The sequence below is a fragment of the Vibrio superstes genome, from assembly GCF_003569005.1.
Lineage (GTDB): Bacteria > Pseudomonadota > Gammaproteobacteria > Enterobacterales > Vibrionaceae > Vibrio > Vibrio superstes.
Genome location: NZ_BCUR01000004.1, coordinates 1,372,493 through 1,385,369 on the forward strand (window position 1 = coordinate 1,372,493; position 12,877 = coordinate 1,385,369).

General features: G+C 42.7%; 11 protein-coding genes. 5 read left to right on the forward strand and 6 right to left on the reverse strand.

The genetic code is table 11. The features are described 5' to 3' along the window. The first annotated feature begins 260 nt into the window (after window positions 1–260). From fabV to D5I41_RS14290, 3 genes are all read left to right on the forward strand, one after another. Complete coding sequence (fabV, locus tag D5I41_RS14280) at window positions 261–1,463, forward strand: enoyl-ACP reductase FabV (protein ID WP_119010349.1); 1,203 nt, start codon at window positions 261–263, stop codon at window positions 1,461–1,463. A gap of 188 nt (window positions 1,464–1,651) precedes the next feature. Beyond that, a complete protein-coding gene (locus D5I41_RS14285) occupies window positions 1,652–2,605 on the forward strand; it encodes a carbon-nitrogen hydrolase family protein (protein ID WP_119011520.1) in 954 nt (317 codons plus the stop codon). 168 nt (window positions 2,606–2,773) lie between these two features. Next, the gene (locus tag D5I41_RS14290) at window positions 2,774–2,968 is read left to right on the forward strand and encodes a DUF1059 domain-containing protein (RefSeq protein WP_017027558.1); all 195 of its coding nucleotides are present in this window, start codon (window positions 2,774–2,776) and stop codon (window positions 2,966–2,968) included. Between the two features lie 235 nt (window positions 2,969–3,203). On the opposite strand, the gene D5I41_RS14295 is transcribed toward D5I41_RS14290, so the two are convergent. From D5I41_RS14295 to D5I41_RS14310, 3 genes are all read right to left on the reverse strand, one after another. After that, entirely contained in the window at window positions 3,204–4,307 is a 1,104-nt protein-coding gene (locus D5I41_RS14295) for a phosphoribosylaminoimidazolesuccinocarboxamide synthase (RefSeq protein ID WP_119010350.1), read from the reverse strand. A 139-nt stretch (window positions 4,308–4,446) separates the two neighbouring features. Further along, window positions 4,447–4,821 (reverse strand): hypothetical protein, encoded by a 375-nt coding sequence (locus D5I41_RS14300; RefSeq protein ID WP_119010351.1) that lies wholly within the window; start codon window positions 4,819–4,821, stop codon window positions 4,447–4,449. Window positions 4,822–5,316: 495 nt separating this feature from the next. After that, window positions 5,317–6,000: a DUF2786 domain-containing protein gene (locus tag D5I41_RS14310; RefSeq protein WP_119011521.1), complete on the reverse strand. Its 684-nt coding sequence runs from the start codon at window positions 5,998–6,000 to the stop codon at window positions 5,317–5,319. A 192-nt stretch (window positions 6,001–6,192) separates the two neighbouring features. Here D5I41_RS14310 and ydiJ point away from each other — a divergent pair, with 192 nt between their 5' ends. Beyond that, a complete protein-coding gene (gene ydiJ, locus D5I41_RS14315) occupies window positions 6,193–9,222 on the forward strand; it encodes a D-2-hydroxyglutarate dehydrogenase YdiJ (RefSeq protein ID WP_162892878.1) in 3,030 nt (1,009 codons plus the stop codon). Window positions 9,223–9,613: 391 nt separating this feature from the next. Here the strand turns inward: ydiJ and D5I41_RS14320 are convergent, their stop codons facing one another. Beyond that, a complete protein-coding gene (locus tag D5I41_RS14320; protein WP_119010354.1) occupies window positions 9,614–10,618 on the reverse strand; it encodes a zinc-dependent alcohol dehydrogenase family protein in 1,005 nt (334 codons plus the stop codon). Between the two features lie 81 nt (window positions 10,619–10,699). After that, entirely contained in the window at window positions 10,700–11,011 is a 312-nt protein-coding gene (locus D5I41_RS14325; RefSeq protein ID WP_119010355.1) for a DUF1330 domain-containing protein, read from the reverse strand. A 413-nt stretch (window positions 11,012–11,424) separates the two neighbouring features. Here D5I41_RS14325 and D5I41_RS14330 point away from each other — a divergent pair, with 413 nt between their 5' ends. Further along, window positions 11,425–11,886, forward strand: a complete 462-nt coding sequence (locus D5I41_RS14330) for a winged helix-turn-helix transcriptional regulator (protein ID WP_119010356.1) — start codon at window positions 11,425–11,427, stop codon at window positions 11,884–11,886. Window positions 11,887–12,202: 316 nt separating this feature from the next. On the opposite strand, the gene D5I41_RS14335 is transcribed toward D5I41_RS14330, so the two are convergent. After that, on the reverse strand, window positions 12,203–12,817 hold the full coding sequence (locus D5I41_RS14335; protein ID WP_119010357.1) for a TetR/AcrR family transcriptional regulator: 615 nt from the start codon (window positions 12,815–12,817) through the stop codon (window positions 12,203–12,205). Window positions 12,818–12,877 lie beyond the last annotated feature (60 nt).

A 12,877-nucleotide genomic window follows, 5' to 3' on the forward strand; every position in this document is an offset into this window, starting at 1 on the left:
CCCACAGTTTTGATAAGTCTATGAAATTCAAAACTAAATAATTGATATCACTAGTTTAGAAAACATTACCAAGGCTTGCATGATATTGGTCAAGAATTCACTCAACACATTGATTTTAATGTGAGAACTTAGATCTCAGATGTGTCTAATTTGCTTATAAGTGCTCCAACCACTGGCTATTAAGCGCAGATCTTCTATAAATAGGGTGAGATTTTGTGGAGAACCTTTTATGCTACGCAAGTTTATTTAAGGAAGTGAATATGATTATAAAACCTCGAATTCGTGGATTTATTTGCACCACAACACACCCTGTGGGCTGTGAAGCTAATGTAAAAGAACAAATCGCTTACACTAAAGCGCAAGGCCCAATTACAAACGCACCTAAACGCGTTCTTGTTGTAGGTTCTTCAAGCGGCTACGGCCTATCTTCTCGCATTGCGGCTGCGTTTGGCGGCGGTGCAGCTACTATCGGCGTTTTCTTCGAGAAGCCAGGCACGGAAAAGAAACCAGGCACAGCAGGTTTCTATAATTCAGCTGCTTTTGACAAATTGGCTAAAGAAGAAGGCTTGTACTCAAAGAGCCTAAATGGCGATGCTTTCTCAAACGAAGCAAAACAAAAGACCATTGATCTAATCAAAGAAGATCTTGGCCAGATTGATATGGTGGTTTACTCACTGGCTTCTCCAGTACGTAAAATGCCTGAAACGGGTGAAGTGATTCGTTCTTCACTTAAGCCTATTGGTGATACCTACACCTCTACTGCTGTAGATACGAACAAAGACCAAATCATCGAAGCAAGCATTGAGCCTGCGACCGAAGAAGAAATTGCAGACACTGTTACTGTAATGGGCGGCGAAGACTGGGAACTTTGGATCGATGCACTGTCTGAAGCGGGTGTATTGGCTGACGGTTGTAAAACTGTGGCGTACAGCTACATCGGTACTGAGCTGACGTGGCCAATCTATTGGGACGGTGCTCTAGGCCGCGCTAAGATGGACCTAGATCGTGCGTCAACAGCATTGAACGAAAAGCTATCGGCAACGGGTGGCACAGCTAATGTTGCAGTACTTAAGTCTGTTGTGACGCAAGCAAGCTCTGCGATTCCAGTAATGCCTCTGTATATTGCAATGGTATTTAAGAAGATGCGTGAAGAAGGTGTACACGAAGGTTGTATGCAGCAGATCTACCGCATGTTCAGCCAGCGCTTGTACAAGGCAGATGGCACTGCCGCTGAAGTCGATGAGAGCAATCGTCTACGCCTAGATGACTGGGAGCTTCGTGAAGACATCCAGCAACACTGTCGTGATCTATGGCCTCAAATTACGTCTGAGAACATCAGAGAGTTGACTGATTACCAAGAGTATAAAGATGAGTTCTTGAGCTTGTTTGGTTTTGGTGTCGAAGGCGTGGATTATGAAGCTGACGTTGATACGCTAGTGGACTTTGACGTTATCGATATCTAATGAGTTAGTATCTAAAAATACATCTAAGCCCCAGTTGTTTTTTGAACGACTGGGGCTTTTTTTGGTTCTAATACGCAATGAACCTTTTTTGCGTCTAGAGAACTCGTTTTAATTCTAGCGAAGCACTAATTTTATGGTCGTTTTATGAGCTATCCTTGTGGTGGGCTGATACAAAGCAGGTGCAGAGTATGAAAGTCAACGTAGCGATATCGCAAAAGCCACCAGTGCTGTTGGAATTGGAAAATAGTATTGATGTTGCTTTAAACATTATTGAAGAGGCTGCCGAGAAGGGCACCCAGTTATTGGTTTTTCCTGAAGCCTTTTTGCCCGGTTATCCGACGTGGATATGGCGGTTAAAACCTGGTGGAGACATGGCGTTGGGAAATGAAATTCACAGCAGATTGCGAAGCAATGCCGTTGATTTGCATAATGGAGGATTAAATAAGATTTGTGGTGCTGCGAAAGCCCACAATATGGTCATTGTTATAGGGTTCACTGAACTTGATTCCGAACATAGTGGTAGTAGCTTATATAATTCCGTCGCAGTTATTGATGCTGATGGCACCATAGTCAATCGTCACAGAAAACTCATGCCGACCAATCCTGAAAGAATGGTTTGGGGTATGGGTGATGCATCAGGATTACATGTCGTTGAAACAGCAGTGGGTCGAGTAGGCACTCTTATCTGTTGGGAGAATTATATGCCGATGGCGAGATACGCACTGTATGCTCAAGATATCGACATTTATGTGGCACCAACATGGGATAGTGGCGAAACTTGGTTAGCGTCAATGAATCATATAGCTCGAGAAGGGGGGTGTTGGGTATTGGCAACCGCGACAGCGCTTCATGGTCGAGATATACCTGATAATTTCCCTAGCGGCAGTGAACTGTTCAGTAAAGAAGAGTGGATTAATCCAGGGGATGCAGTTGTTGTTAAACCTTTTGGTGGAGTAGTAGCTGGCCCTTTGCATGAAGAGCAAGAGCTGTTGTATGCCGAAATTGAAACAGAAGAGTCAGCGAAGTCACGAAAAACTCTCGATGTTTCAGGTCATTATAATAGACCGGATATATTCCACTTTGAAGTTGATAGGCGTTCTATGGCTCCTGTCACCTTTTGGGATGATGGGGACTTCGAATAGACTATAATTACTTGGATAAAAATACGTTTCTTAGAAGCAGAATAAAGGTTAAGAAAGGACTTCTCAATAGACCGCGTATTGATGTTATTGCGGACGATTTAAGAAGCGCAAGATAGATTTGGGTACCTTGCCTTGTCGTATAAATCCCTTCGACCTAGGAAATTGGCTATGTCTAGATACTATATCGATTGTCGAGATTACCCTGGAGAAATAAATTGTTCTGTAGCTTTAGCCGCAGACTCCAAAGAAGAGTTATTGTTAGCGGTGGTTGAGCACGGTACTAAAGTGCATGGGTATGAAGACACCCCAGAGTTTCGTGAGCAGATAGTGAAAGAATTTAAAGAAGGCACACCTCCAGTATAAACATTCTGAAGTTTAGTTTTGCCGTCTCAGTGAGGCGGCTTTTTTGTGTATTGGCAAACACAAAAATGAATGGTCCGCCCCGATATTGCAACGACAATTAAGTAATAACGGAGTTGGTTTGCGTTAATGTATTCGGAGTCCACGTTGGAAACATTAAAAAGACCCTCAGTAATTAGTTTCTAATTACTGAGGGTCTCTTCTTTTTGTTTATGATAAAGCCATAAAAATACTACTTCTAATCAATTAAGCCATATTCTTTGCTTAAGATTTCAACAATCTCAGACTTTGGATTGGAGCTTAGCTGGATGGCATTGCCTGTGATCTTTTCGGCTATATTGGTATACGTTTTTGATAGATCCATCATCGCTGAAAGAGGCAGTTCATTATCGTTTGCTAATGCTTCACGCTCATTCATGCGGTCTTTGTTTAAAAGGATATCTGGATCTGGGAAGTGATTAAGCAAAAACTGACGGAAACCTTCTTTAGAGTTTTCCACGACTTCACCATTCTTATAAGCTTGCTCATCCCAAATACGTGAAGAATCAGGCGTACCTACTTCATCCATGTAGATAAGCTTTTCATTGCCTTTGCTATCCGTTACGTAACCAAACTCAAATTTGGTGTCGACAAAGATCTGTCCAATCTTCGCAAGTTCGTTGTCGATAACACTGAAGCCTTCTTTGAGCAGCACTTCGTATTGATCAACATCTTCCTTGGTTTGGAAGTTGAACGAGGCATAGTTATCCAGTAGGTCTTGGCGTGTGATATTGACATCATCAACTTCAGGGACATTAGGTATGCCCTTTAAAATGCCTTTAGTCGATGGGGTAATCAGTAGGTCTTGTAATAAGCCATCTTTAATTTGGCTTTCAGGTAAATCAATACCACAGAAGTTACGCTCGCCTTTTTCATAAGCACGCCACATAGAGCCTGTGATGTATTTTCTACAAATTGCTTCTACCATTACCGGTTTAGCTTTTTGTACTATCCAGACGAGCGGGTGGGGGATATCGAGAATATGGCTATCTGCTAGACCATTATCTTTAAACAGCTTGAACCAGTGATTTGAAATTGCGTTCAAAGCTGCGCCCTTACCAGGAACACCTTTTAGGTTCTCTTCACCATGCCAAATACAATCAAATGCTGAGATACGATCGCTAATAACCATAATAGCCAAAGGTGCATCATCAGACACATCATAGTTTTTTTCTTTGATTAAGCGACGGCTATCTTCTTCAGTTAGCCAATATACAGAACGTACCTTACCACTGTGAACAGGCTTGTCCGTGCGGATAGGCAGGTCATCGTTAACGTCTAATACTTGGTCAGCAAGATTCATAATTTATACCTAATAGGGCAAATACTGATGCGAATAATACACAGATCATTTTCACTATTCCAATAGAAAAGCAAACGATTGCGCCTAAGGTATTCTCTAAGGGGAGGTTTCCCCTTGGGTATCTTAAATTATTGTTAACTTAGTGAAGGTATTGAGTGTTTGACGTTGAGAAAAACACATCACAATCGTGATCTTTACCTAATTGCTGTAGCTGTTTCTGAGCGACGGCGTCAATGTTACCACTAGCAACAACTGCACTCGCGTTACCTGAGGTAATGGCTTTGATGACGACTTCCATTTCGTTACTTTTGTTCGAAGGCTTTAACTGAATAATTTTTTCGCAATCTACACTGTATGTTTGAAGGTCTTTAAGTTCAGGTAAATGGGTTTGCGCTGTAAATAGAATCCACTTACGGGCAGAGGATGCTTTAGCCAATCGCTCAAGGTTACAAGGCTGATAAGCGCTAGGTGAAAGACTTAAAGTATTGCTGTTATTCAGGTTTTGAAAGCGCATTTACTGTATCTCCATACATACTGTATGAATAAACAGTAATACTGATTCGATTAAAGATCAAGCTTAACAAATAAATTTTGTGCATAAAAAAACCCAGCGCTAGGCTGGGTCGTTGAACTTGCTCGAGGAGCTTAAGCTCTATGTCCGCTTAGAGATTCTTTTTGCGGAGTGACTCGTTCTTCATGATTGTAGCGTTTCACATCGATTAGCGCGGTTTGCTTGCAGGATTCGCAGCAAGAGTTGACGTAGCCGTCCATGTAAGTCAATTTTTCGACAAAGGCTAATTTTTTACACCAATCGCAATGTGAGAAGGTTTTTTGCATACCGTTAGTTACTCCATAAGTATTTGCATGTGATACTACCTTGTTTAATTCCGAGACAAGCTAGCATCGTTATTCCGATCCTCGCTACAAGGTTAAGTACGTAAGATTACACTAATAAGGCGCAAATGTTAAATATTTGTTTCATTTATTAACATTTAACTGCCTGTAACTATTATTTAAGTAATTTTTTTGCTTGTGCCCCTTCTACCGGACGACTTACCGATAGGGTTCTACCTTTCTTTAGCCCAACTTCATAGTCAGCAGTGAGATTTTTCATTGCTTCTTGAAGTTGCTTTTTAAAAGTTTCACGGTCGATATTTTTGAATTCTTTATCGATGTAGTTTTTAATTTTTTTGTCTGACTCGTCATCGGGGGCGATAAGAGGCAGTTTTTCGAGAGCGCCTTCTATCCAACCGGATAAAAATGAATTTACGCGCTTTGTCACCTCAGAAGCAGCAGTACCAGAACCTGCAAAGCTATTTCTGAATTTACCCGTATGTTCATTCATCTCTCGATAGACGACGTCGAATGCAAATGCAGCGAATATAGCGCGATCAGCCTCGCCGATGAACTCTACTCGTTTTAGACCTTTGTGGTTAAGTAGCACAGCTTCAACACCAAATCTGGTATTAATCCCACGTATGATTCGTAGAATATTACTACCTACGTTTGCAGGAAGCAGATGAGAGGACTGGGTTTTACCCATTTTGATGAACTCAATATCGTCTTTTTCAAGACCGTATTTGAGCATAAGGTTGTGTGCCATTTTGATAGCATTAGCCGCCTCATTAACATTGGCTGAATTTCCCAACTCAAGACACTTTGCTATTTTTTTCAACGCTTTTTGCTTGTTCATGCTTTCTCGGTACCACCAAAAGGGGGACACATTTTACTCCTTTTTTAACGACTCTGAAAGCCCAATTTGTGAGCATAGTCTCAAGTGGTTTTTATGCAGGAATAAATCATGTAAAGTGTTAGAAAATCAGACGAATTACTAAAGATCACGCCGAGCACAATGGAGTAGAGCGTGATTATCGCAGGAAGCAATATGTTACCAAGACTCAACCAAGACTCTTCTATCAATCCAATTGTCGAACGCTATCTCTCTGAGCTGCAACAAAAAGGCTTTCAGGGTGATATCGAAACTCAGTATGCAAGCAGGTTAGCTGTTGCTACTGACAACAGCGTTTATCAACAACTGCCACAAGCGGTCGTGCACCCTAGAACCCAGAAAGATGTTGAATTGCTAGCACAGCTTGGTAATGAGCCTGACTTTCATACTGTCCGATTTTCTCCACGAGGTGGCGGTACGGGTACCAACGGTCAGTCCTTAACTGAAGATATCGTTGTAGACCTTTCTAGGCATTTGAATCAACTGATTGAAGTCAATGTAGAAGAAGGGTGGGTGATTGTAGAAACGGGAATGGTTAAAGATAAGCTTAACGATCTTGTTAGACCGCACGGTTTTTTCTTCTCTCCAGAACTTTCTACCAGCAACCGCGCCACTGTTGGTGGCATGATAAATACCGATGCCTCAGGACAAGGTTCATTACGCTACGGGAAGACCTCTGATCATGTATTAGGGCTTACCGCCGTGTTAGCTGATGGTTCCGTACTTGAAACCGAACAGTGGAAGAGTGTTGAAGAGAATACATTTGCCGCTTCTGCCGTGAACGAAACCCAAAGAATCTGCCGAGAGCATCGCGCGGCTATTGAAGAGCGCTTCCCGCCGTTGAACCGTTTTCTAACGGGCTACGATTTAAAGAACTCTCTTCAAGACGATGAGTTTCTGCCCGAACGAGTACTGTGTGGATCTGAGGGTTCGTTAGGTTTCATTACACGAGCAAAGCTTAACCTGACGCCGATTCCTAAATCTCGCGTTTTGGTGAACGTAAAGTACGACAGCTTTGATTCAGCACTGCGCTCCGCAACCATGATGGTGGAAGCCAATGCTCTGTCTGTTGAGACTATTGATTCAATTGTTCTTAACTTGGCAAAGCAGGACATTGTTTGGCATACGGTGAGCGACCTATTAACCGAGGTACCTGGACAAGAGTTATTGGGTGTTAATATTGTTGAGTATGCAGGTAATGATGTTGCCGAGATAGACGAGCAAGTCAGTGCGCTTTGTTCAAGGCTCGATTCGATGATTGAGCGTGAAGAAGCGGGCATCATTGGCTATCAAATTTGCCGTGACCTAGGCAGTATCAACAAGATCTACGGTATGCGCAAAAAAGCAGTAGGTTTGCTAGGGGCGACAAAGGGCGCTGCTAAGCCGGTTGCTTTTGCCGAAGATACTTGTGTACCACCGGAAAATCTCGCGGACTTCATTGTCGAGTTTCGCGCACTGTTAGATGCTCATAATCTGCGCTATGGCATGTTTGGTCACGTAGATGCTGGCGTACTTCACGTTAGGCCTGCACTGGATATGTGCGATCCAAAGCAAGAAGAGTTAATGCATCAAATCTCCGATCAAGTGGTTGCCTTGGTTGCCAAATATGGCGGATTGATGTGGGGTGAACATGGCAAAGGCTTCCGTTCAGAATACGGCCCAGAATTCTTTGGTGAGCACCTTTTTGAGCAATTACGCCGTGTAAAGGGATCCTTTGATCCACTCAACAAGATGAACCCAGGCAAGATTTGTACCCCGCTAGAGTCTGATGATGAACTGGTAAAAGTGAAAGGCGTCAAGCGTGCGCATTTTGATCGTCAGATCCCTGTTACCGTCCGCGATAGCTTTAATGGTGCGATGGAGTGTAATGGCAACGGTTTGTGCTTTAACTACGATGTCGCTTCACCAATGTGTCCATCAATGAAGGTACTTGCAGACAGACGTCATTCGCCAAAGGGCAGGGCAGGTATCGTTCGAGAATGGTTGCGCCAGTTATCGGAACAAGGCGTTGATATACTCGATCTAGAAAGTAAAACACTCAAAGGCTCACTGTCTTTAAAGAGCATGCTAGATCGAATGACTAACCGCTTTAATAAGCGACACCATTATGATTTCTCTCATGAAGTGTATGAGGCTATGCAAGGCTGTTTAGCGTGTAAAGCCTGTGCCACTCAGTGTCCTATCAAAGTAGATGTGCCAAACTTTAGGGCGCGCTTCCTCAATTTGTATCACTCTCGCTATCAAAGGCCTCTTAAGGACTACTTTGTCGCTAATATTGAGTCCTTGCTTCCGGTAATGGCGCTGTCACCAAAACTAGTTAATACAGTGCTTGATGCGGGGTGGGTTCAGTCGTTAGTGTCTTCAACGGTCGGTTATGTGGATGCGCCATTGCTGTCTTCTCCGACATTGAAGCAACGTCTGAAGAGCCAACACGTTGAAAAATACGATCATCACAAACTTTCAAGCTTAAGCGATGAGCAAAAACAGCGTCATGTGATTGTGGTACAAGATCCGTTCACCAGCTACTACGATGCTCAAGTAGTGGATGACTTTGTATCTTTGTTGGTGAAGCTTGGATTTACTCCAGTAATGCTACCGTTTAAGCCCAATGGCAAAGCTCAGCACATCAAAGGCTTCTTGAAGCAATTCACTGATACAGCACAAAATACCTCACAATTTCTTGCTGAGGCTGCCAAGCTCAAAATGCCAATGGTGGGAGTAGATCCTGCGTTAGTGCTTTGCTATCGCGATGAATACAGAGAAACCCTGAAAAAAGATTACCCTGATTTTTCCGTAAATACAGTGCATGAATGGCTACTACCACAGTTGGAGACGCTTCCTTCTCGTGACAGTAACAGTCAAGAACCCTGGTACTTGCTAGCGCACTGTACCGAGAAAACCATGCTACCCAACGCGGAAAAAGAGTGGGGAGCAATCTTCAATCACTTTGGCGCTTCACTTGCGGCTGTGCCGGTTGGCTGTTGTGGTATGGCAGGTACCTTTGGTCATGAGGCAGATAAATTGCAATGGTCAAAAGACATCTACGGATTAAGTTGGAAGCCAAGCTTCGAGCGCTTACCTATAGAACGATGCTTGGTTACGGGATACTCGTGCCGAAGTCAGGTAAAACGCTTTGAGGGCTCAGTGGTTAAACACCCACTCCAAGCGCTATTAGAAGTGGTTTGACAGAGAAAAGCGAGGTCCTGATGGCCCAAGGCATTGCGCTTTGGTGGTGCTCATACCAAAAGGAACGCTCTGCGTTCCTTTTTAGTGCTCTGTGGATTTAAAGCTTGCACTTTTTAGCTACAAATAGGGGATGCAGGTAAACTCATTTGTGCCCCTTTTCGCGTTACGATCTATTTCACTCATTTCAATTAAGCGTAATTTGACTTACTAATAGTAATTTCATAGAAGTAGAAATGTAGCCAGATGGTACCTCCAATTCGTGGTGGCGACTTTACCTCCTAATTTAGTGTCCGTGATCATTAGACCACTACACTTGCTGGTATTCTGATTTATAAACAAAAAGCCCGTGCATTTTCATACACGGGTCTTCTAAACTACTTTTTTGCAGACGTTAATCTACGTATTTGATTGTGATCTTACCAAAATGTGAGCCACTTGATTGGTACTCGAATGCTTGTCCAAGTTCATTAAATTTGAAACTTTTGTCTAGCACTGGATGAATGTTATTTACTTCAAGTGCCGCGACCATTTTATTCTGCATTTCTCTACTACCGACAGCGAGCCCTGATATTTTGATATGACGTAGGATCAGCGGCACCATATCAATCTCGGCGGTTGTTCCACCCAATACGCCGATTAAAGCCAAATGGCCACCAGTGGCAACGGCATCAATAGAGTGTTTCAATGTTGCGCTCGCACCCACGTCTAAAACATGATCAACACCGCCAGAACGCTCGGCAATGGTCTTACCCCAATCTGCGTCAGTGCGGTAGTTAAAGACTTCGTCAGCACCAAGTTCTTTTAAGCGTGCCATTTTCTCTTCAGATGAAGACGTCGCATAGACATACGCACCTGCCGCTTTTGCTATCTGTAATGCGAAAATCGACATACCGCCTGTACCTTGAACGAGTACTGAATCACCCGCTTGTAATTTGCCTTCGACCATGAGTGCGCGCCATGCTGTGAGCGCAGCACAAGGTAAAGTTGCAGCTTCTTCGAAACTGTAATTACTTGGCATGCGAGTAAGAGCTTCTTCATTAACACATGAATATTCACTAGCAAAGCCATCAGCTGTGTCTCCGCTAATATCTAGCGTATTTTCTGTCGTTGGCTTGCCATTTATCCAGTTAGGGAAAAACAAGCTCATGACCTTGTCACCCGGTTGCCATTCAGTCACATCGGCACCAACGGAAACAACTTCGCCTGCACCATCTGACATAGGAACGCGACCATCGGCAACCGGAATACCACCAACACCAACTAGATAATCGTGAAAGTTTAAAGAGGTAGCATGCCAACGCACGAGAACTTCACTTGAGTTGGGCTGTGGCATGTCTTGATCAACGATGTTTAGGTTATTGAGGCCGCCGGGTTGGGTTACTTGATATGTTTTCATGTTTTATCGCTCTAATAATTTCTTGAATGATTTAACTGCTACACGCTGGTGTGGCAGATTTTTATAGGGGAGCTTATATGCTTATTCAGGCATGACCAGTTTATCAACGATATAGGCTTCAATATTGGTGGTTGCAGCCAAACGAATCGCCTTTGCGTCGGCATATTCTGGGTCGTTATGCCAAGCCAAAGCCGATTCTTTAGTTGGGAACTGAATGATCACACGAACGTGAGAAGGTGTACCGCTAACGCTAATTTCTTCATTGGTGCCAACGATAATCTCACCGCCATGTTTTGCGATAGTGGAGAAGGTGGTCTGTGCTGAGCCAGGGTTATATTGTGCGTACAATTCTTGGTCAGTAACATCATAATTAATTACGAAAAAAGCGGTCATGGTTAACTCCAATTAAAGGATTGTTGTTGCTCAGGTTCATAAACAATAAAAATAGGCGTTTAGAGCACTAAGTATGGCTTCTCACAGCAATCAGTCTCCTAAAGAGACTTTTATCTTCGAATAGTTCGAACATAACATCAATGTGTAAAGCACTTAGCGCGAGTAGCTGCCTTTAAGTTTTATGTAAGATAATCAAATAAGTCCTCTAACGCAACTTAAATTTAGATTTATTAGATTAAAATTGGTTGATTGGCAAGTTTTAGGCTTTATTTACAAGAGAAGTGGCTACTTTTCACTTAGGCTAACTTTAATAAATTAGTGACATTGAAGTCCTCTTAAGGGACTTAAATGTGTTGCGGTAGAGAGGTGGTATAAGTTAAAATCGATAAAGATTACAGAATTGAGTGACAATTATGACTCGAAAAAATATCGCCAACTACCCTTGTTCAGTCTCACGGACCCTCAATATCATTGGGGACCAGTGGTCGATTCTTATTGTCCTGGCCTCATTTCGCGGTATTGATACATTTTCAGGCTTGCTTCAACGACTTGGCATATCTAGGAATATTCTGACTGCCAGATTAGACAGTATGGTGTCTAACGACATTTTGGAAAAAATCCCAACCAGTTCAACACGTTCTCGATACGTGTTAACGCCAGCAGGAAAAGAGTTGTTACCAACACTTATGGCGCTTATGCAATGGGGAGATAAATGGTTGGCAGAAGGAAAAGGGGAGCCTTTGCGAGTTCTCGACCGAGAGAGCCATGCGCCGATCCAAAAAATGGGGGTAGTTTCACGAACGGGGAAATACCTTGAGTTGGACGACTTAAGATTTGAGAATGGTCCAGGGTTTATCATCCCTGATAGCGAATAAAGTAAGGGTTTTCTCCCATGCACCCCTTAAACAATGTATTCAAGGTATTAGTTTAAGGGGATGTCTTTATTGTCGGCGAATGTTTTTTGACAATCATTGATATTCCGATTAAATCTCCATGCAGAAATGTGGCAAATACATACAATAAAGCCAGTCCTAAAATTACATCAATTCATTAGTAGTCATATCTATTAAGGCGATATGAATCGAGCGAATACAACCGTCCTTGGTAGGGAAAATGGAAGTAAAAAGGCCAGAGTATTTTCATTCTTTGGCCTGTTGAGTATGTGGCCGTATCTTGAAACCCAATTAAGTGTTAAAAGTCATTCTTTTTATAAGGCAGGGTCGCTAACGCATAGTCCAACACTATGGCTAAAACCTCAATCTTTTGACCAGTACGAGCTTGTACTGCCAACCCATAACTTACAGATAATAAGTAATCGACTAGCATTTCTATCGTCGTATTTTTTGGCAAATCCTCGTTGTTAATCCCAGAGTTAAATAGCGTCATCAAGATCAGCTTTGTCTGTGATCCACAATCTCTCAAGTAGACAGTGGCCTCATCTGGAAAGCCAATACTGTCCGATTCATTCACACTTTTTACCAATAAGCAGCCTAGCGGGGTATCGTTATCCGTGAACAGTTGGATAAGCCCATGAAAACAGGCATGTAACCTTGTTTGTAAATCAGCTTCAGAATCAGTGGTGAGATGCTGATAATGAGGCTCAGCATATTGCGTTAAATAGTGTTCGAGTACTTCTTTAAATAACTGGTCTTTATTGCCAAACGCTGCATACAAACTCGGAGAATTGATGCCAAGCTCTGACGTTAAATTCGAAATAGACGTACCAGCATAGCCGTTATTCCAAAATAGGCGCATTGCTTTATCTAATGCAACATTTTTATCAAATGTTCTTTTTCGCCCTGCCATCAGTGAGTTACTCCCAAATAGATTACTTTCTTCCCGATTATTCTGTATCAATCGATACAA